Here is an 18,360-nt window from a genome sequence, read left to right as displayed (position 1 = left end):
GCGGCAGGACGCCCGTGTCACGCGGGGCCGGTGGCGAGGGCCGCTTCGTGGCGCAGGACCAGGACGGCGGCGTCGTCCTCGTGACCGGTGAACACCGCGGCTTCGAGCAGTCTGTCCGCCAGCTCCTCGGCGGAGTCACCGACGTGGGAGCTCAGCAGACGCCTGACGCGGTCGAGTCCGTCGCCGATCGGCAGCGAGGGCCCCTCGATCACTCCGTCCGTGAGCAGCACGAACGCGCCGTCGTCCGCGAGCGTGCGCCGGGTCACGGGGTAGTGCTGGCGGGACTCGATGCCCAGGGGGAGGCCCCCGGCATCCGCGGTGACTCCCGACCGGCCGCCCGCAGTTGCCCACACGCACGCGACGTGCCCGGCCCTGGCGCTCTCGAACTCCCGGGTGCGCGGATCCAGACGGAAGAACGAGCAGGTCGCGAAGAGGGTCGAGTCCATGGAGAGGATCAGGTCGTTCGTGCGACCCATCACCTCACCGGGATCCGCCACCGTACTCGCGACGGCCCGCATGGCGATCCGTATCTGCCCCATGAAGGCGGCGGCCTCGACGTCGTGCCCCTGGACGTCCCCGACGGCCAGGCCGAGCGCCCCGTCGGGCAGCAGGAAGCCGTCGTACCAGTCGCCGCCGATGTCGAGTCCGTCGCGCGCGGGTGCGTAGCGGGCGGCGGTCTTCAGCCCCGGGAACGTCGGCAGTGTGGCGGGCAGCATCTTGCGCTGCAGCGCCTGGGCCAGTTCGACCCGGGCCTGATGCACTCCCACTTCCTGCCGCGCACGGGCCGTCAGGTGCTGCAGTGTGCTGAGCAGGTCCTCGGCGCTCGCCGATCGGGGAGTTCGACGCCGGTTCATGGGCCGCTCCGCGTTGCCTTAGTTCCCTGCATCCTATTTCGGCGGCCGGAGTCCTGCGAGCGCTGCGCCGTCCCACGGAACCGGCGCGACCCGGGACGGACGGGGGGTGCTCCCGGGTGCGATCAGCCGGCCTGGCTCAGGGAAGCCGTGAGCCGCCCGAGAGTCTCCTGCAGCGCCAGGACCTCCTCGACCGACAGACCCGTGGCCGCCAGGATCGTCCGCGGGACGGGTAGCGCGCGTTCCCGCAGCCCGGCTCCGGCGTCCGTGAGGTGCACCACGACCGACCGCTCGTCCCGCGCACTGCGCTCCCGCCTGACCAGCCCGGCCACCTCCAGCCGCTTGAGCAGGGGGGAGAGTGTTCCGGAGTCCAGGTGGAGGCGTTCGCCGATCGACCTCACCGGCAGGGGGCCGTGCTCCCACAGGACCATCATCGCGAGGTACTGCGGATAGGTCAGGCCGAGTTCCTTGAGCGCCTCCCGGTAGACGCCGCCGAAGGCCCGTGAGGCCGCCTGGAGTGAGAAGCAGACCTGGTGGTCCAGGCGCAGCAGTTCGCCGTCCGGCAGGCCGGTCAGCTCGGGGGAGGCGGGCGGCGGTGAGGTCATGGGCCCAGGGTAACGCGCCACGCCACTTAGTTGTGCGCAATTCAGTTGTGTGCAACTCTTTGGGGGTGACCGGCCCGCGGTCATCACCTCATGAGAGAAGGTCATTCCATGGACGCGCTGTACACCGCTGCCGCCACCGCGAACGGACGCGAGGGCCGGGCAGTGAGCTCGGACGGCCGGATCGACCTCGCGCTCGCCCTTCCGCCGGCTCTCGGGGGCAACGGCGAGGGCACGAACCCCGAGCAGCTCTTCGCCGCCGGATACGCCGCCTGCTTCGCCAGCGCGATGAGCTCGGTCGGCCGTGAGATGAAGCTCGACACCAAGGACGTCGCCGTGACGGCCGAGGTCTCGATAGGCAAGGACGACACGGGGTTCGGTCTGGCGGTCGTGATGCGTGTCGAACTGCCCGAGGCGCTCGAGGGGGAGACCGGCCGCCGCCTGGTCGAGGCGACCCACGCCTACTGCCCCTACTCCAAGGCCACGCGCGGCAACATCGACGTCGAGCTCGTCATCGAGTAGCGGGTCCCGGTTCCCCCTCGGCCGTAGGCCGAGGGGGAACGCGCAGGGCAGGGGAGACAGGAGTCGAACCTGCGGCATCCGGTTTTGGAGACCGGCGCTCTGGCCTCTGAGCTACACCCCTTCGGTGCCCTCACCCTGCCGTACGCCGCAGCCTCCCCACAACGGGTTTTGTGGGTCCTCCGGCTCGGTCTCCCCGGCCCTCCCTGCGCCGGGCCGACGGCGACCGCGTAGACTCGGCCGCCGTTTCCGCCGACCGGCGGGCACCAACCGACGAAGAGGCAGTCGACGTGAGTTTCACAGACAGGACCGAGGCGCCGATCTACGCCGGCCTCGTCGAGGAGCAGGGCGACGTACCGGCCGAGGTGCGGCGGGTGGCGGAGGAGACCCTGCGAGAGGTGGACCGCGCCCTCGACTTCGGCGCGGTGCGCATGCCCACGGCACTCCGGTAGCGCGGCCGAAGACCCCTGCCCGGGGCCGCAGGCTGCCCGCATCACCCTTGCCACCCGTTCGGAGGACCGCGTGATCATCAGCCTGCGCAATTCGGCGACCGTCCTGTTCCAGGGGGACAGCATCACCGAGGTGGGCCGTCTGTCGGACCCCGGCAGCCCCTTGGGCCAGGGTTACGTCCGGTTGGCGGCCGACCTCGTCCGCACCGCGCGCCCGGACGGTGACATCACGTTCGTCAACCGGGCAGTGGGCGGCGACCGGGTGTCGGACCTGCGCGCCCGGTGGCGTGACGACTCCCGCGGCCTGCAGCCGGACGTGGTGTCCGTGCTGATCGGCGTCAACGACACGTGGTGCCGTTACCGGTCGGGCGAGGTCACCTCGTCACGATCGTACGAGGACGACTACCGCGCCGTCCTCACCCTTGCCCGGGACGGTTCGGACGCTCAGCTGATCCTCGTCGAGCCGTTCCTGATCCCCGTGACGGAAGAGCAGTGGGGCTGGCGGGAGGACCTGGACCCCAAGATCCACGTCGTCCGGCGGCTGGCCGAGGAATTCGACGCCGCCCTGCTGGCCGCCGACGGCCTGCTCAACCAGGCTGCCCGTACCGCCGGGGGCGCCGAGCACATCGCGGGCGACGGGGTCCATCCGACCCCGCTCGGACACCGGTTGCTGGCCGATGCCTGGACGGCGCTGGCCGGGCTGTAGGGGCCGGGGGGCGACAGGGGCCGGGGGGCGACCGAACGACGGGAGTCCGGTGCCGGTGCCAGGCGCCGGACACCGGCGCCTGCGTGCTCAAGGCGCGCACAGCCTCTGTGCCATGCACGACGGAGCCGATCAATTTCGGCCAGAACCGGGTACGGGATGCCGCCACTTCCTGACGTGAGCCGCGTTCTGCCCGCATAAACCCTGATGACCCTGCCGTGAAGGCCGATTCGCGGTGCCGCCGACGTGCGGACGGCCACTAGTATTTCCGCCGTCCGGACTTCGTGCAATTGCATCCGAAATTGCACATGCGGGTGTGCGCAAGGGCATCCGTCACCCGGTACGGGCCCTGGCGGCGTGTCGGGGTCCTGCGACCGTCAACAGCCGTAAGGAATGGACCGCATGCAGCACTTCGACAACGGCGTACCCGCCAACTCGCTGACCGGCGTGGAGTGGACGAAGAGCCATCACAGCAACCCGAGCGGGAACTGCGTCGAGATGGCCCTGCTGCCCGGCGGCGAGGTGGCCGTGCGCAACTCCAGGCACCCCGAGGGGCCGGCCCTCGTGTACACGCCCGACGAGGTGCGTGCCTTCCTCGCGGGCGTCAGGGACGGTGACTTCGATCGCATGATCGGCTGAAATCGCACCGCAACCTCGCAGGGACCTACTCCGTGCCGGGGTGCCTGATGGCAGACTGGGGCCCTGACGTCCGCCCCCAGGAGCCCGCATGCCCGGCATCGAACCGCTTCAGCCCTCACGGAAGCCGACGCTCGCCCCGGCCGCGGGGGCAAGTCCCACAGCCCTGCGCCTGGTTCTGGGCGCGCAGCTGCGGCGGATGCGCGGCGAGGCGGGCATCACCCCGGACGTCGCGGCTGCCCGGATCCGCTGCTCCACCGCGAAAATCAGCCGCATGGAGACGGGGCACTCCCCGTGCAAGGAGCGTGACGCCGCCGATCTGCTCGCGCTCTACGGTGTCACCGACCCGGTGAGAACGGCGGAGTTCGTCGACCTGGTGCGCAAGGCCGGGCAGCGTGGCTGGTGGCGCAACTACGCCGACGTGCTCCCGGACTGGTTCGAACCCCTCGTGGGTCTGGAAGAGGCTGCCGCGTCCATCCGGACCTACGAGGGGCACTACATTCCCGGGCTGCTCCAGACGGCCGAGTACGCCTATGCGGTGGTGCGCTCCGGACACCATCTCGAACCGGTGGAGATCACGCGGCGGCGTGTGGAACTACGCCTCAGGCGTCAGGAGTTGCTGCACCGGCGCGATGCGCCGAAGCTCTGGGTACTCCTGGACGAGGCGGTGCTGATGCGGCCGACGGGCGGCGCCGGTGTGATGCGTGAGCAGCTCGCCCACCTGCTGGCCATGACCGAGCTGCCTCACGTCATCGTGCAGGTGGCCCCCTTCGAGGTGACTGCCCACACGTCCCCGGGCAACGCCATCACGTACCTGCGGTTCGCCATGGCCGGGCTCCCGGATGTCGCCTACATCGAGCACCTGACGAACGCCACGTCGGTGAACAAGCAGGAGAGCACCGACGAGTACCGGTGGATCCTCGACTCCCTCAGCGCCCAGTCGCCGAGCCCGGCCGAGAGCAGACGGCTGCTGGAGAAGGCACTCGTACGCTACAGCTGAGCGGGACACGAGCCGAGTGCTCGGGCCCCGTCACCACTTGCGGCCGACGCCGCCGTACTCGATCCACTCCTGCGTCTCCTGTTTCGGTGCCAGGTCCGAATCCGGCCGCCAGGTCGACACCTCCACGAGGCCGGGCTCCAGCAGGTCCAGCCCTTCGAGGAACACGCCCACGTCCTCCTGCCGACGCACCCTGCCCCACTGGTTTCCCGTGCTCTTCGCCATGAAATCCGTGACGAAGTCGCGGGTGGCCGCGTCCTCGCTCACGAGCTGACACACGACCAGGAAACTGCCCGGCGCCAGCCGGTCCGCGACTCGGCGCACCAGACCGGCGGGATCGTCCGAGTCGGGAATGCAGTGCAGCACGGACACGAACAGCGCAGCCACCGGCTCGTCGAAGTCGATGAGCCGGCTCACCTCGGGGTGTCCGAAAATCGCGTCGGTCTCGCGCATGTCGGCCTGGATGACCGCGGTCCTGTCGTTCTCCTCGAGTATCGCCTTGCCGTGGGCCAGGACGATGGGGTCGTTGTCGACGTACACGACCCGTGCCGCCGGGTCCACCAGTTGGGCGACCTGGTGGACGTTGTCCTGGGTCGGCAGGCCGGATCCGTGGTCGATGAACTGGCGGATTCCGTACTCGGACGCGAGGTGGTGCACGACACGCCGAAGGAACCGCCGGTTGTTCACCGCCAGCACCTTGGTACTCGGGACGACCTCCAGCAACTGTTCGCAAGCGACCCGGTCGGCGGGGTAGTTGTCCTTGCCGCCCAGGTAGTAGTCGTACATCCGCGCGACGCTCGGCACGTTCACGTCGATGTTCTTCGGAATGGAGGTGTCCCCGTTGCTCATCCAGCCCCTCGCCAGTCCAGAGTGAAGTCCGTATCCGTGAGGAGTCATGCTAGGGATCTCCCCGGAGGGCTGACAGCCTTCCGGGGCGTAAGGCCGGGCGCATAGCAGTTAATCGGCCAGGCGCGGGCGGGGGCCGGGTGGGGGCAGAGCGGAGTTCGCGCGGGCCGGCGTGGGCCAGGGCGACCGGGGCGGTGTGCCGTGCCGGTGCCTTTCCCTGGTGGGCGGCTCTTCCGGGAGGGCAGCCCCGGCCGGACGGCGGCGGGGCCGGGATATCGGTCACCATTTCAATGCGGCCGGAAATCGCCGTGACCTCGACGCGGTCCGCCCACATAGGCCCTCTCGAGCGGACCGTGCCGGGCTCGCGTGCCCCGGAGCCACACCTCAAGGCGTCGCCGGCCGTCGCCAGGCGGGCTCCCTCCCCGGGCTCTCGGCTCCGCCCGTGCTGAGAAGACCCCGGCCGCGCCTTCGTCCGCCCTGCGACGCACGGCTCCGGGCCCGCTCCCTGACCCAGCCCGATCGCGGCGAAGGATCCTGGCCGTGCGTCTCGCCGGCGGCGGTCGACGCCCGCGTCCGGCGCACTATCGTGGGGAGCATGTCCGCCCCCGCGCTGATCCGCATCGTCTCCCGTGACTCGCCGATGGCATTGGCCCAGGTGGAACGGGTCCGTGCCGAACTGGCAGCCATCCACCCCGGCACCGTCACCGAGGTCGTCCCCGTCAAGACGACCGGCGACCGGTGGATGGGGGACCTCGCACAGGTCGAGGGCAAGGGTGCCTTCACCAAGGAGGTCGACGCGGCCCTGCTCGCCGGGGACGCGGACCTCGCCGTGCACTGCGTCAAGGACGTGCCCGCCGACCGGCCGCTGCCTGCCGGCACGACGTTCGCCGCCTTCCTCGAGCGCGACGACATCCGCGATGCCCTCGTCCACCCCGGCGGACTCACGCTCGACCGGCTCCCCGCCGGTTCACGCATCGGCACCTCCTCCGTGCGCAGGGTGGCCCAGCTCGCCGCCTCGCACCCGCACCTGCGCTGCGTGCCCTTCCGGGGCAACGCCAACCGGCGGCTGGCCAAACTGGCCGCTGGTGAGGCCGACGCCCTGCTCCTGGCCGTGTCCGGCCTCCGGCGCATCGCCCGGGCCGACGTGATCAGCGACATCCTCACGACCGAGGCGATGTGCCCGCCGATCGGCGCCGGCGTCCTGGGCCTGCAGTGCCGCGAGGACGACACGGCGACCATCGACGCCGTCAGCCCCCTCGACCATGCCCCCACCCGGAGCGAGACGACCGCGGAGCGCATGCTTCTGCACGTCCTTCAGGGCCACTGCAACTCGCCGATCGCCGGCTACGCCACCACCCACCGCGGTGGCGACCTCTCCCTGCGGGCCCGCGTCTTCAGCCCCGACGGCAAGACGGTCCTCGACGCACACGAGTGGGCCGGCCCCCTGGACCCCGCCACGCTCGGCACCTCCGTCGCCGTCGCCCTGCTGCGGCAGGGCGCACGCGAGCTGATCGACGGCATCGCGCACTGACCGTACCCGCCGTACCCGGGCAGCACCGCGGTCGGGAAGGGGCCGGCGCGAAGGGTCCGAGGCCCGCGAGCGCGAGACGTTCCGCACAGGTCGTCCACGCTCCGCAGCAGACCCGGGGTCCGCCGGTGGTCCCGCCGGAAACCGGCCAGGATGGTGAAAACCACTACGTAGGCGCCGAGTTCGGCCGGCCGGTCGTCCACGGCTCCGCCGAGCTGCTCCACGTCCGGGCCGGGGGCGCCCGGATGTCGGGCACCAGCAGCGTCGTCGCAAGGGCGAGGATGCCGTCGGAGAGGGCGTCAGCCTGTCCGGGCTCTTCTCGTCCCCTTCGCCTGCGCTCACCCGGTACAGCGTGACCGTGTGCGTACGGGGGCCACCCGAGCACGTCGACAGCGGGCAAGCCGCCGCCTTCCGCGTACAGTCGTGGTCATGGTGCATGTACTGAGCAGCCGGGTGTTGCTGAGGCCGCGCGACCCGCAGGCCTCCCGTGACTTCTACGCGGACACGCTGGGCCTGGCGGTCTACCGCGAGTTCGGCACCGGCCCGGAACGAGGGACGGTGTTCTTCCTCGGCGGCGGCTTCCTCGAGGTGTCCGGGCGCTCCGAGGGCGCGCCGACGGCGACTCTGCAGCTGTGGATGCAGGTCGCCGACTGTTCGGCGGCCCACGAGGAGCTGTCGCAGCGCGGAGCGCGCGTCCTCCGCCCGCCGGTACGCGAACCATGGGGTCTCATCGAGATGTGGATCGCCGATCCGGACGGACATCGCATCGTGATGACCGAGGTTCCCGCCGATCATCCGCTGCGCTATCGCCCCTGACGGATGTTGTCGTACATCGACTTCGGCGTTTCCGTGGTCATGGCGCGACTGTCCGTGTAGCGTTTGCGGTAGCTGTCATGGTTCCGAAGTACCGGTCGCCCGTGAGTACGCTTGCACGGGCTTTTTTGCTGTTCAGAGTCTCTGAGGACCAGGGCGATCACCTCCGGTTCCCGCAAGGTGCGGGAACCGACCTATGAGTCCCCTTGGAGGACAAAATGGCCAGCGGTACCGTCAAGTGGTTCAACTCGGAAAAGGGCTTCGGTTTCATCGAGCAGGACGGCGGCGGCCCGGACGTCTTCGCCCACTACTCGAACATCGCCGCCCAGGGCTTCCGTGAGCTCCAGGAGGGCCAGAAGGTGAACTTCGACGTCACCCAGGGCCAGAAGGGCCCCCAGGCGGAGAACATCACCACCGCCTGATCAGCTCACACGCGGACGCTCGCTCCCGTCAGCGGGGGCGAGCGTCCGTGGCTCGGTCGCCCACTACCGAGCCGGTCGCGCCTGTGCCCACGGCGCGCGTCGAGGGGCGGCCGCGCCACCCCGAACGGCCGGTGCCCGACGGGCCGGCCGCACCCGGGGAAAGCTCACCTGCGGCTCCACTCAGCAGCCCCTGCGTGGACCGGCCTTGCCGTGACGGGCGGAGTCGCCGGCACCCGGACGTATCCGGGTGATCGTGTCCTCGCCCGCCGGACCTGAGCCGGACTTGTCGACGACGTAGGCGGTGCCGCCGTCACCCACCTCGACGTGGTTGGGGTAGGCCTCGGTCGTCACGGTCGCCACGACGGTCCCGGCCCGGGGGTCGACGACCGACACGGTCCCCGCCAGGCGGTTGACGACGAGGACACGGCCGGAACACGGATCGGCGGCCACGGACTTCGCGCCCGCGCCGGTGGACACGGACGTGACGACACGCCCGCCCCGGAGGTCGACGACCGACAAGGTGCCCGCGGTCTGGTCCGCGGTGTAGGCGGTACGGCCGTCGGCGGACAGCGCGATCGAGAGCGGCCCTTCGCCGGTGGGGATCAGCCGCGGGGTCCGGGAACCCCGCGTGACCTCCATGATCCTGCTGTGGGTGTAGTCGGAGGCGTACACCGTCCCCGTCCGCTCGTTCAGCGCGAGACCCGTCGGCCCGGCGCCCTCGACGGTGACGCGCCCGGTCTCCTCGAACGTACGGCTGTCGTACGCGACGAGCGTGCCGTCGCCGAAGGCGCTGGCCCACACGGTGTCATGCTTCTCGTCCACGACGATCTCGCGGGCGTGGTCGACGTCTCGCCGGGTGGCGAGGTGCTTGCCCGTCTTCTGGCTGTAGACGGCGACGCTGTCGCTGCGGGTGTTGGTCACCCAGACGGTGCCGTGCTCGTCGTCCACGTCGATGCCGTACACGGCCTCGACGGTCCCTGTGACGGGAGGGGTGTACGCCGCCTCGACCTCCAGGGTGCCGGGGTCGATCCTGAGCAACTGCGAGCCGGTCAGCGGGGCCGGGGGCTGGCCGACGGCGGCAGTGGCCCACAGCACGTCGTTCCGCTCGGAGTAGGCGGACTGGTACAGGCCCTGTACGAGCGGCGCCGATGTGACGGGGGAGCCGGGACCGGCGCCCGTACCGGCCCGGCCGCCGGTGTCGGCGGTCGCGGTACCGGCCAGTGCGAGCGTGCTTCCGGCCGCGAGCGCCACGGCGTTCGTGGCCGCACGGCGGAGACGACGGACACGGCGATCGTGCGAGGACATGTGTGCTGGTCTCCCTGGAAGATGCGCCGTCCCCGGCGCGTGGCACGCGGCGGGTGGACGCGGTGCGACCGCGTCCACCCGCCGCTGTCGGTACGGCTGGCCCGAGGTTGTGGAGACAGCGGGGGGAGCACACCCGGTGACACCCTCTCAGCGGAGCGGCTCCTACCGTGAGTCCACGCCTCACGTAAAGCTTAGGTAAGCCTAAGCTAAATTATCTGTCCAAGGCAACAGGGCCTGTGGCGCATCACAGAGGCCCTCGGACCGTGTCCAGGTGAGCCGCGGTCACCTGCCGACGTACTGCGCGAGGTGCTCGCCCGTGAGGGTGGACCGGGCGGCTACGAGGTCGGCGGGTGCGCCCTCGAAGACGATCCGGCCGCCGTCGTGGCCGGCGCCGGGGCCGAGATCGATGATCCAGTCGGCGTGCGCCAATGACTGCCTGGTGGTGCTCGACGACGATGACGGACTTGCCGGAGTCGACGAGCCGGTCGAGCAGTCCGAGCAACTGCTGGACGTCGGCGAGATGGAGGCCCGCGGTCGGCTCGTCGAGGACGTAGACGCCCCCTTTCTCGGCCATGTGCGTGGCCAGCTTGAGCCGCTGCCGCTCGCCGCCGGAGAGCGTGGTGAGCGGCTGGCCGAGGCTGAGATAGCCCAGCCCGACGTCGGCGAGCCGGACGAGGATCCGGTGCGCGGCGGGCGTGTGCGCGTCTCCGGCCCCGAAGAACTCCTCGGCCTCGGCCACCGACATCGCGAGAACCTCGCTGATGTCACGGCCGCCGAAGTGGTACTCCAGCACTGCGGGCTGGAAGCGCTTCCCCTCGCACTCCTCGCAGGGGGAGGAGACGCCGGCCATCATCGCCAGGTCGGTGTAGACGACGCCGGCGCCGTTGCAGTTGGGGCAGGCGCCCTCGGAGTTGGCACTGAACAGGGCCGGCTTCACACCGTTGGCCTTGGCGAACGCCTTGCGGATCGGGTCCAGCAGTCCGGTGTACGTCGCCGGGTTGCTCCTTCGCGATCCCTTGATCGCGCCCTGGTCGACCGAGACGACACCCTCGCCGGCGGGGATCGACCCGTGCACGAGCGAGCTCTTCCCGGAGCCGGCGACACCGGTGACCACGACGAGAACCCCGAGTGGGACGTCGACGTCGACGTCCCGCAGGTTGTGCGCCTTCGCGCCCCGGATCTCCAGCGCGCCGGTGGGCTTGCGTACCGTCTCCTTGAGCGTGGCCCGGTCGTCGAAGTGGCGGCCGGTGATGGTGCCCCCTGCCCGCAGGCCCTCGACGGTGCCTTCGAAACAGACCGTGCCGCCCGCCGTGCCGGCCCCGGGGCCGAGATCGACGACGTGGTCGGCGATCGCGATCGTCTCCGGCTTGTGCTCCACGACGAGCACCGTGTTGCCCTTGTCCCGCAGTCGCAGCAACAGGTCGTTCATGCGCTGGATGTCATGGGGGTGCAGGCCGATGGTGGGCTCGTCGAACACATAGGTGATGTCGGTGAGGGAGGAGCCGAGGTGGCGGACCATCTTGACGCGCTGTGCCTCGCCGCCCGAGAGCGTGCCCGACGGCCGGTCGAGCGAGAGGTAGCCGAGGCCGATCTCCACGAACGAGTCGAGGGTCTGCCCCAGCGCGGTGAGCAGTGGTGCGACCGACGGCTCGTCCAGGCCGCGGACCCACGTGGCCAGATCGCTGATCTGCATCGCACAGGCGTCGGCGATGCTGATCCGCTCGATCTTTGACGTGCGGGCCGCCTCGCTGAGCCGGGTGCCGTCGCACTCGGGGCAGGTGGTGAAGGTGACCGCCCGGTCCACGAACTCGCGGATGTGCGGCTGCATGGCCTCCCTGTCCTTGGAGAGCATCGACTTCTGGATCTTGGGGATCAGGCCCTCGTAGGTGAGGTTCACGCCCTCGACCTTCACCTTGGTCGGCTCGCGGTGGAGGAAGTCCTGCATCTCCTTCTCGGTGAACTTGCTGATCGGCTTGTCCGGGTCGAGGAAGCCCGACTCGGCGTAGAGCCGCACGGTCCAGAAGCTGTCCGACTTCCAGCCGGGAATCGTGAACGCGCCCTCGGCGATCGACTTGGAGTCGTCGTAGAGCTGGGTGAGGTCGATGTCGGAGACCGTGCCCCGGCCCTCGCAGCGCGTGCACATGCCGCCGGTCCGGGTGAAGGTCGCCTTGACCGTCTTCTTGTTGCCGCGTTCGACGGTGATCGCGCCGCTCGCCCGGACGGAGGGGACGTTGAACGCGAACGCACCGGGCGGGCCGATGTGCGGCTTGCCCAGCCGGCTGAAGAGGATGCGCAGCATCGCGTTGGCGTCGGTGGCGGTGCCGACCGTGGAGCGGGGGTCGGCACCCAGCCGCTGCTGGTCGACGATGATCGCGGTCGTCAGCCCGTCCAGCACATCGACCTCGGGTCGCGCCAGCGTGGGCATGAAACCCTGGACGAAGGCGCTGTACGTCTCGTTGATCAGCCGCTGCGACTCCGCGGCGATCGTGCTGAAGACCAGGGAGCTCTTTCCCGAACCGGAGACGCCGGTGAACACGGTCAGCCGGCGCTTGGGGATCTCGACGCTGACGTCCTTGAGGTTGTTCACACGCGCGCCGTGCACGCGGATCAGATCATGACTGTCGGCCTCGTGGAGCGCAGGCGACTGCGGGTCGGACTTCGGGGCCATGCTCATCATCTCTCCTGTTCACGCGGGCTGCCGTCGCGGTCTCCGGCGCCGCCGCCCGGTTCGGTACTGTCGACGCCGAGCAGTGTGTCCGGTCGTCCCTCGTCGGCGCTGTCGTCGCAGCGATCCGCCGTCCACCTGTTCGCTGTCCGTGGGCACAGGACGGGCGGTGCGGTCCCCGTCCGGGCCTGTGCCTGCCGGTCCGGCCCGTGCCTGCCGGGGTGGGCCGGTGCCGTTTCGGCTACGCCTCCGGTCAAGTCCCAGGGCCGAAACACTGGTTCGGCCCTTGAGCTTCAGGTCCGTGGAGCGGGAGCACGCGCGGGCGCGGGGGGTGGCTCATGGCGACAACGCTAGCCGCCGGGCAGTGACGGCGCTTCTTGATTCCTGACCGTCCCACCACCGGTTTCCGCCGATCACACCTGTCCGGGCAGCACCCGTGACTCCACCCCGGGGAGTTCGGCCCACCAGTGGCGGTAGCGGCTGCAGACGGCAGGCTCGTGGTCGGCGAGGAACATGGGCCCGCGCCGTTCGAGTTCCCCAGGAGGCATCGCGGGCGGACTGCGGGTAGAGGCGTAGGTCGGTCCTGCCGTCCGATACGGTCATGGGGCAGTCCGCCGCCCGCGCGCACCCGTCAGGGGCCGAAGCCCTCGCACCGTGCTCCCCTGGTCGCCCCTCGGTCGAGGCACGTCAGGACGTCCACCGCGACCTCGCGACGCGGGTTAAAGGTAGGGTTAAAGCCGAGAATAAATGCGCTACGGTTGGGGGCGGAGGTCATCATGCCGACTGAGGGTGAACTGTTCGATGCGGTGGACGCGTTGCTCGAGGGTGAGTCCGCGCTGCCGCTGCCGGAGGAGCGCGCCCGGTTGCGTGAGGCCGCCGGTGTCACCCAGGCGCGTCTGGCGCAGGCCCTGAGGTCGACGACGCAGACGGTGAAGAACTGGGAGAACGGGAGGAGCGAGCCGCGTCCCCCGCGCCTGCAGGCATATCGGCGTCTCCTCGAGGGCTGGGCGCAGAGGTACCCGGCCGACGCGGCACCTGACGCGGAGACGGCCGGCGGCGTCACGGACGCACCGGCCCTGAGCCTCCGGCCCACCCTTGCCGCTCCATCTGCTCCTGCTCCAGCCCCAACTTCAGCCCTTGCCCCTGCTCCAGCTCCAGCCCCTGCTCCTTCTCCTCCCTGCGACCCTGACCCTGCCCAGGCACCCGCTGCCCCGCGCTCGCGGCCACCGTCCACCGGAAAGGGGCCGGTCGGCCTGCCTGCGGACCGCCCTGCGGCCGCCCCGCCCTTCGAGTCCGGCCCGCTCGGGGTCCTGGACGGTGACGGGTCGGTGTACTGCTCCGGGGGCCTGGTCCTCGAGTGCCCGGCAACCACCCTCCCCGCCGTGGTCGAATGGGTGCTGGCCGAAGCGGGACTCGGAGCGCCCCGGCTGCACCGCTGGGGCAAGGACAGCGACCCGCTGATCGTCCTCACGGCGGCGGCCGCGGAACGCCTCGGCCTTCCCGCAGTCCTGGAGGACCGCAAGAACCTGCGCCTGCCCGACGACCACAAGGTCGTCAAGCAACTGCACCGGGCGAAATGGAAGTTGACGAAACGTGGATTCGGGCCGTGGGCGCGGGTCTACCGCCCGGCCTCCGACGGCCGGCGCCAGTGCGTCCAGTTCGCCGTACTTCCCTGGGGTGCGCTGGACACACGCTCGTGGGGGAGTGCCGGCCTGCTTTCCCCGCAGGAGGTGGCAGCGGTACTCGCGGCCTATGCGTCCCGGGTGATCACCCCGCGCGGATCGACAGCCGTCTCCGGTCTGGAACTGATGACCGCGCTACGCCCGCCGACGCGACCGGTCAAGGACGATGCGAGTGGCTCGTGGGTGTCCGGGCCGACGCCCGGCTCGCTGAGCGCCCCCGTCGACCCGGCGCCGCCCGAGGCCCCGGCGGAGCACCCGATCGCCGCCGCCCTCCACGCGCGCACCCACACCCGCACTCCGGCCGAGGTGCTGGACGAGGAGGCGTACGAGTGGACACGGGACCCCCAGCTCCTCACCGACGCCGAATGCTCCCGCCCGTACGCCGTGGGCATCGACGTGAACACGGCCTTCCTCGCCGCTGCGAACCGACTGGTTGTGGGCCTCGGCGGGCCGGTGCACGTCAAGGCTCCCGTCTTCGACAAGAAGACACCCGGTTCCTGGCTGGTCGACCTGTCCGCCATCGAACTCGATCCCCGCCTCCCTTCCCCGTTCACACCCCACGGCACCCGTCCCGACGGACCCGCCTGGTACGCGACTCCGACCGTCGCCTACGCCCAGGAGCTCATCGACACCTACCGGCTGCCGGTGCGGATCCGGCCGTCGGAAGCCTGGGTGCGTACCGAGGCCGGCCCTTACCTGGACCCCTGGTACACCCGTCTCAGCGAGGCGTACAAGGCCACGATGGCCGACCTCGGCGTCACGTCCGGCATGCCGGAAGACGAGTTCCTCGCTGCCATGCAGCAGCACAAGCAGACCGATCCGGGTGCGGCCGCGGTGCTCTCGGCGATCAAGTCGACGATCAAGGGGGGCATCGGCAAACTGCGTGAACGGCCCCAGGGCGTGCGGTACAGGTTCGGGGAACGCTGGCCCGCCCTGGAACGTCCCACATGGCGGCCCGACATCCGTGCCGCCGTCATCTCGGCCGCCCGGGTCAACATGCACCGCAAGCTCCTCAAGACGGCCCTCGCCACCCAGGAGGGCCCGCCTCCGACCGGCCACCTGACCCTCGAGGACGGCGCGCTCGTGCCCATCGCCCTGCTCTCGGACTGCGCCGTCTACCTGTCCGACGGCCCCAGCCCCCTGGACCTCCTGCCGCGCACCGCCGAGGGGAAGCCCGCTCCGGGCACCTTCCGGCTCGGGGTGTCACCCGGCATGGTGAAGCACGAGGGCACGCAGGAGCTCCTGTGGGCCGTGCAGATGCTCGACGAAGGCCTCAACCCAGCCCGCCACATCAAGGGCGACGACCAGGACACCGGGGAGTAGGTACACCGCATGGGCATCCTCGGCGACAGCCTCGACGAAGCAGCGGCGAAGACCGCCACCCGGCCCGTCCCCAAGTCGGCGGGTGCGCAGATGCGCTACCTGGTGAAGCAGCTGAAGGGCACCAGGGCCGTGGCCCAGGTGCTGGGCATCTCCCAGCGCACCGTCGAGCGTTACGTGCGGAACCAGATCAGGCAACCGCGCCCTGACCTCGCTGCCCGGCTCGCGGGCGAGGTCCGTCGGCGGTGGCAGCCGAGGGTGAGGGAACGGGCGAAGAGGACGGCCGCGTCGTCCACCGGCATCGTCGTCGAGACCCGGGCCCGCTTCGGCTTCACCGCCGCGCCGGGTACCACCGACGACGGGCGCATCCGGCGTGTCACCCAGCACCTGCCGGCGGAGTACGCGGCGCGCCTCTTCGACGCGCAGGCCGCAGGCGCCACCGAGCAGCAGCTCCAGGCCGTGATCGCCGAGGGCCTCCAGGAGCAGTACTTCAAGGACCGCGGCCGCCGGGCCCAGGGCCTCCAGGTCGAGTTCACCGACATCGACTACGTGGAACTCGACTTCTAGGTCGTGTCGGCGGGGCGTGCCCGCGAGGTTCCGCCGTGCACCCGGTGTGACCGGGCGCTTCAGCGACCGGTCATCGCTCCCCCCGGCCGGTGGGGTGTTCGCGGATGCCCATGCCTGATCAACGCTGGGTGGGAGTGCCCGGCGACGAACCCGAGGGCCGGACGGGGGAGTGGGCGCGTGTGATCCAGTCATGCCACTGTCCGGCGAGAACGAGCTCGGCCAGCCTCCGGTAGCCGGCGCTGCCCGGGTGCGCGCCGTCGCCGGCCATGGCTTCCCGGGTCCAGATGGGATCGCCCGCCAGCTCCAGGGTCGTAGCGATGAACGGCACGTGCCGTGCCCGGCACAGTGCCGCCATCGCGTCGGCGAGTTCGGCGGTGCGCCGCAGATGCTCCTCACCCGCGTCGACGACCGGTGGTGGGCCGACGACCAGCGGGGAGATGGCATCGCGTCGGCAGTCGTCCAGGATCGAGGCCACGTTCCCCACGGAGCGGGCCGGATCGACGCGCACCGTGCCGTCCTCGTGCATGGTGTCGTTGCTGCCTACGGAGACGACAAGCCGATTGTCACCGCCGGGCAGTGTTCGCGGCAGCATCTCAAGTCGGCAGCGACGCAGTACGTCCTCCGAGGTGTTGCGCCGGATGCCCAGGTTGAAGGCGGTGACATCCCCACCGGTGGCCTCCAGCACCCGGCCGACCCACCCCCGGTGTTCCGGGTCACCGACTCCCTGGACGAAGGAATCCCCGATGAAGCAGACGCGTATGTCCCCGATCATGCGGCTGACGCTACCGGTTGCCCCGGCAGCGGCGCGTTCGGATTCAGGCAGCGGACACAGACCTGGGTGGAATCCCGCTTCTGCGCCCTGTCGGCCACGTCACGAACCGGGCTGCGGCGTCGTCCGCAAGGAGAGACCCGCGGGTCCGCGGAGCACCTAGTCGCACCCGCTCGTCACTCGATGGACCCACAAGGATCCAGGCCCCGGGGGCGGAATCGGCCGGAGTGTGTGTGCACGCCTGTCCCGCCGCCCCGTGGACACGAACGGTCACATCTCTCCGGCGCCGCCGGCCAGTGAGCATGTCCCGGACCGGTACGGGCAGCCCTCCTCCTTCCCGCAGCACGCCGTCGGCACGCCGCACCGGTCCGGGCGGCGCAGGCAACTACCGTCGACGGCATGGACAGTGATCGCCCGGGCTGGCGCCAGTGTTGTCTCAGCGGGGCGGTGTTCGCCGTCTGCATGGCCGGCACCACGCTCCCGACGCCTCTCTACGGCCTGTACCAGGAGAAGTTCGGCTTCTCCGAGCTGATGGTGACCGTCGTGTACGCCGTCTACGCCTTCGGCGTCATCGGAGTGCTGCTGGCGGTCGGCAACGCCTCCGACGCCGTGGGCAGACGGCCGGTCCTGCTGTGGGGCCTGGCCTGCGCCGCGGCGAGCGCCGTCTGTTTTCTGAGCGCCGACGGGCTGCCCTGGCTGTATGCCGGACGGCTGTTGTCCGGCCTGTCCGCCGGCCTGTTCACCGGGGCCGCCACCGCGTACGTCATGGAGCTGGCGCCGGACGACGGCGGGTCCAGGGCATCGCTCGTGGCGACGGCCGCCAACATGGGCGGGCTGGGCTGCGGTCCGTTGCTCGCCGGAATCCTCGCCCAGTACGCCGCCTGGCCCCTGTACCTGCCGTTCGCCGTGCACCTCGCCCTGCTGGCAGGCTCGGCCGCCCTCCTCCTCGGCATCCGCGAGACCGTGGGCGACCGGCGGCCGCTGAGCACCGTACGGCCGCAGCGGCCGGCCCTGCCCGCCGAGGTACGAGCGGTGTTCAGGCCCGCCGCGATCGCCTCGTTCGTCGGTTTCGCCCTGTTCGGGGTCTTCACGTCGATCAGCCCGGCGTTCCTGGCCGAGGCACTGGACGTGACGGACCACGCGGTGAGCGGACTGGTCGTCGCGCTGGCCTTCTTCGCCTCGATCGCCGGACAGTCCGCCGTCGGCCCCCTCGGTGTACGGCGATCACTGCCGCTGGGCTGCGCCCTGCTCCTGGCCGGGCTGGCCCTGCTCGCCGGTGCCCTGTGGTGGGAACTGCTGCCCCTGGTGGTGCTGAGCGCGCTCGTCGGGGGCGCCGGGCAGGGGCTGGCGTTCCGCGGTTCGTTGTCCGCGGTGGCCGAGGCGTCTCCCGGTGACCGGCGCGCGGCGGTGATCTCGACGCTGTTCGTGGTGGCCTACACGGGCATCTCCGTACCGGTGATCGGTGTGGGGATCCTCGTGGGCCCCGTCGGTCTGGAAGGAGCGGGGCTGGTGTTCATCGCCTGCATGGCCGTGCTGGTCTCCTCCGCCGCCGTCTACCTGCTGCGGCACCCACTCCCGGCGAGGACGTGAAGGCCCACTCCCGCCGGACCTGAAGACGGCGTCACCGCACGGCCGTAGGTGCCGGGCGGCGCGGGCGTACCCGGCACCCGGCACGCACAACCGCTC

17 protein-coding genes, 1 tRNA gene and 1 pseudogene are annotated in these 18,360 nt (G+C 70.8%); 11 read left to right on the top strand and 8 right to left on the bottom strand.

What is annotated here, in order from left to right:
• Positions 1-17: 17 nt before the first annotated feature.
• Together QFZ58_RS03760 and QFZ58_RS03755 are read right to left on the bottom strand one after the other, a co-directional pair.
• A complete protein-coding gene (locus QFZ58_RS03760) occupies positions 18-854 on the bottom strand; it encodes a PP2C family protein-serine/threonine phosphatase (protein WP_307123455.1) in 837 nt (278 codons plus the stop codon).
• A gap of 122 nt (positions 855-976) precedes the next feature.
• Positions 977-1,456 (bottom strand): MarR family winged helix-turn-helix transcriptional regulator, encoded by a 480-nt coding sequence (locus QFZ58_RS03755; protein ID WP_307123454.1) that lies wholly within the window; start codon positions 1,454-1,456, stop codon positions 977-979.
• Positions 1,457-1,564: 108 nt separating this feature from the next.
• On the opposite strand from QFZ58_RS03755, the gene QFZ58_RS03750 reads away from it, so the two are divergent.
• Positions 1,565-1,975 (top strand): organic hydroperoxide resistance protein, encoded by a 411-nt coding sequence (locus QFZ58_RS03750; RefSeq protein ID WP_307123453.1) that lies wholly within the window; start codon positions 1,565-1,567, stop codon positions 1,973-1,975.
• 48 nt (positions 1,976-2,023) lie between these two features.
• Here the strand turns inward: QFZ58_RS03750 and QFZ58_RS03745 are convergent.
• Positions 2,024-2,096 (bottom strand) — tRNA-Trp (locus QFZ58_RS03745).
• Positions 2,097-2,262: 166 nt separating this feature from the next.
• Between QFZ58_RS03745 and QFZ58_RS03740 the strand changes: the two genes are divergently transcribed.
• The 4 genes from QFZ58_RS03740 to QFZ58_RS03725 all read left to right on the top strand — a co-directional run bounded on the left by QFZ58_RS03740 (position 2,263) and on the right by QFZ58_RS03725 (position 4,760).
• Complete coding sequence (locus QFZ58_RS03740; protein ID WP_307123452.1) at positions 2,263-2,424, top strand: hypothetical protein; 162 nt, start codon at positions 2,263-2,265, stop codon at positions 2,422-2,424.
• Between the two features lie 70 nt (positions 2,425-2,494).
• Positions 2,495-3,127 carry an SGNH/GDSL hydrolase family protein gene (locus tag QFZ58_RS03735; protein ID WP_307123451.1) on the top strand — a complete coding sequence of 211 codons (633 nt, stop codon included), beginning with the start codon at positions 2,495-2,497 and terminating at the stop codon, positions 3,125-3,127.
• Between the two features lie 399 nt (positions 3,128-3,526).
• Entirely contained in the window at positions 3,527-3,763 is a 237-nt protein-coding gene (locus tag QFZ58_RS03730) for a DUF397 domain-containing protein (protein ID WP_307123450.1), read from the top strand.
• 88 nt (positions 3,764-3,851) lie between these two features.
• Positions 3,852-4,760 (top strand): helix-turn-helix transcriptional regulator, encoded by a 909-nt coding sequence (locus tag QFZ58_RS03725; RefSeq protein ID WP_307123449.1) that lies wholly within the window; start codon positions 3,852-3,854, stop codon positions 4,758-4,760.
• A gap of 30 nt (positions 4,761-4,790) precedes the next feature.
• Here QFZ58_RS03725 and QFZ58_RS03720 read toward each other — a convergent pair whose 3' ends face one another.
• Positions 4,791-5,606, bottom strand: coding sequence for an SAM-dependent methyltransferase (locus QFZ58_RS03720; protein ID WP_307123448.1), 816 nt, complete (start codon positions 5,604-5,606; stop codon positions 4,791-4,793).
• A 592-nt stretch (positions 5,607-6,198) separates the two neighbouring features.
• Between QFZ58_RS03720 and hemC the strand changes: the two genes are divergently transcribed.
• The 3 genes from hemC to QFZ58_RS03705 all read left to right on the top strand — a co-directional run bounded on the left by hemC (position 6,199) and on the right by QFZ58_RS03705 (position 8,366).
• On the top strand, positions 6,199-7,134 hold the full coding sequence (gene hemC, locus QFZ58_RS03715) for a hydroxymethylbilane synthase (protein WP_307123447.1): 936 nt from the start codon (positions 6,199-6,201) through the stop codon (positions 7,132-7,134).
• Between the two features lie 426 nt (positions 7,135-7,560).
• Positions 7,561-7,947 (top strand): VOC family protein, encoded by a 387-nt coding sequence (locus QFZ58_RS03710; RefSeq protein WP_307123446.1) that lies wholly within the window; start codon positions 7,561-7,563, stop codon positions 7,945-7,947.
• A 215-nt stretch (positions 7,948-8,162) separates the two neighbouring features.
• Positions 8,163-8,366, top strand: a complete 204-nt coding sequence (locus QFZ58_RS03705; RefSeq protein WP_069170173.1) for a cold-shock protein — start codon at positions 8,163-8,165, stop codon at positions 8,364-8,366.
• 180 nt (positions 8,367-8,546) lie between these two features.
• Here QFZ58_RS03705 and QFZ58_RS03700 read toward each other — a convergent pair whose 3' ends face one another.
• The 3 genes and pseudogenes from QFZ58_RS03700 to QFZ58_RS03690 all read right to left on the bottom strand — a co-directional run bounded on the left by QFZ58_RS03700 (position 8,547) and on the right by QFZ58_RS03690 (position 12,884).
• Positions 8,547-9,671, bottom strand: a complete 1,125-nt coding sequence (locus QFZ58_RS03700; protein ID WP_307123445.1) for a YncE family protein — start codon at positions 9,669-9,671, stop codon at positions 8,547-8,549.
• Between the two features lie 282 nt (positions 9,672-9,953).
• A pseudogene (locus QFZ58_RS03695) lies at positions 9,954-12,345 on the bottom strand (ATP-binding cassette domain-containing protein).
• Between the two features lie 404 nt (positions 12,346-12,749).
• Entirely contained in the window at positions 12,750-12,884 is a 135-nt protein-coding gene (locus QFZ58_RS03690; protein ID WP_307123444.1) for a hypothetical protein, read from the bottom strand.
• Between the two features lie 228 nt (positions 12,885-13,112).
• Between QFZ58_RS03690 and QFZ58_RS03685 the strand changes: the two genes are divergently transcribed.
• Together QFZ58_RS03685 and QFZ58_RS03680 are read left to right on the top strand one after the other, a co-directional pair.
• Positions 13,113-15,341, top strand: coding sequence for a DNA-binding transcriptional regulator (locus QFZ58_RS03685; RefSeq protein WP_307123443.1), 2,229 nt, complete (start codon positions 13,113-13,115; stop codon positions 15,339-15,341).
• A 9-nt stretch (positions 15,342-15,350) separates the two neighbouring features.
• On the top strand, positions 15,351-15,905 hold the full coding sequence (locus QFZ58_RS03680) for a helix-turn-helix domain-containing protein (RefSeq protein WP_307123442.1): 555 nt from the start codon (positions 15,351-15,353) through the stop codon (positions 15,903-15,905).
• 118 nt (positions 15,906-16,023) lie between these two features.
• Here the strand turns inward: QFZ58_RS03680 and QFZ58_RS03675 are convergent, their stop codons facing one another.
• On the bottom strand, positions 16,024-16,677 hold the full coding sequence (locus QFZ58_RS03675) for a GDSL-type esterase/lipase family protein (protein ID WP_307123441.1): 654 nt from the start codon (positions 16,675-16,677) through the stop codon (positions 16,024-16,026).
• Between the two features lie 396 nt (positions 16,678-17,073).
• On the opposite strand from QFZ58_RS03675, the gene QFZ58_RS03670 reads away from it, so the two are divergent.
• Positions 17,074-18,264, top strand: a complete 1,191-nt coding sequence (locus QFZ58_RS03670) for an MFS transporter (RefSeq protein WP_307123440.1) — start codon at positions 17,074-17,076, stop codon at positions 18,262-18,264.
• Positions 18,265-18,360 lie beyond the last annotated feature (96 nt).

The sequence above is a fragment of the Streptomyces sp. B1I3 genome (assembly GCF_030816615.1).
In the GTDB taxonomy this organism is placed as follows: Bacteria; Actinomycetota; Actinomycetes; order Streptomycetales; family Streptomycetaceae; genus Streptomyces.
This window is presented reverse-complemented; position numbering and strand designations above follow the sequence as displayed.

Excerpts from the sequence above, each read along its gene's own strand:
- QFZ58_RS03700 (WP_307123445.1), bottom strand. The coding sequence starts at position 9,671 with ATGTCCTCGCACGATCGCCGTGTCCGTCGTCTCCGCCGTGCGGCCACG.
- QFZ58_RS03690 (WP_307123444.1), bottom strand. The coding sequence starts at position 12,884 with ATGCCTCCTGGGGAACTCGAACGGCGCGGGCCCATGTTCCTCGCCGAC.
- QFZ58_RS03755 (WP_307123454.1), bottom strand. The coding sequence starts at position 1,456 with ATGACCTCACCGCCGCCCGCCTCCCCCGAGCTGACCGGCCTGCCGGAC.
- QFZ58_RS03760 (WP_307123455.1), bottom strand. The coding sequence starts at position 854 with ATGAACCGGCGTCGAACTCCCCGATCGGCGAGCGCCGAGGACCTGCTC.
- QFZ58_RS03705 (WP_069170173.1), top strand. The coding sequence starts at position 8,163 with ATGGCCAGCGGTACCGTCAAGTGGTTCAACTCGGAAAAGGGCTTCGGT.
- QFZ58_RS03685 (WP_307123443.1), top strand. The coding sequence starts at position 13,113 with ATGCCGACTGAGGGTGAACTGTTCGATGCGGTGGACGCGTTGCTCGAG.
- QFZ58_RS03730 (WP_307123450.1), top strand. The coding sequence starts at position 3,527 with ATGCAGCACTTCGACAACGGCGTACCCGCCAACTCGCTGACCGGCGTG.
- hemC (WP_307123447.1), top strand. The coding sequence starts at position 6,199 with ATGTCCGCCCCCGCGCTGATCCGCATCGTCTCCCGTGACTCGCCGATG.
- QFZ58_RS03750 (WP_307123453.1), top strand. The coding sequence starts at position 1,565 with ATGGACGCGCTGTACACCGCTGCCGCCACCGCGAACGGACGCGAGGGC.
- QFZ58_RS03710 (WP_307123446.1), top strand. The coding sequence starts at position 7,561 with ATGGTGCATGTACTGAGCAGCCGGGTGTTGCTGAGGCCGCGCGACCCG.
- QFZ58_RS03670 (WP_307123440.1), top strand. The coding sequence starts at position 17,074 with ATGGACAGTGATCGCCCGGGCTGGCGCCAGTGTTGTCTCAGCGGGGCG.
- QFZ58_RS03675 (WP_307123441.1), bottom strand. The coding sequence starts at position 16,677 with ATGATCGGGGACATACGCGTCTGCTTCATCGGGGATTCCTTCGTCCAG.
- QFZ58_RS03725 (WP_307123449.1), top strand. The coding sequence starts at position 3,852 with ATGCCCGGCATCGAACCGCTTCAGCCCTCACGGAAGCCGACGCTCGCC.
- QFZ58_RS03680 (WP_307123442.1), top strand. The coding sequence starts at position 15,351 with ATGGGCATCCTCGGCGACAGCCTCGACGAAGCAGCGGCGAAGACCGCC.
- QFZ58_RS03720 (WP_307123448.1), bottom strand. The coding sequence starts at position 5,606 with ATGAGCAACGGGGACACCTCCATTCCGAAGAACATCGACGTGAACGTG.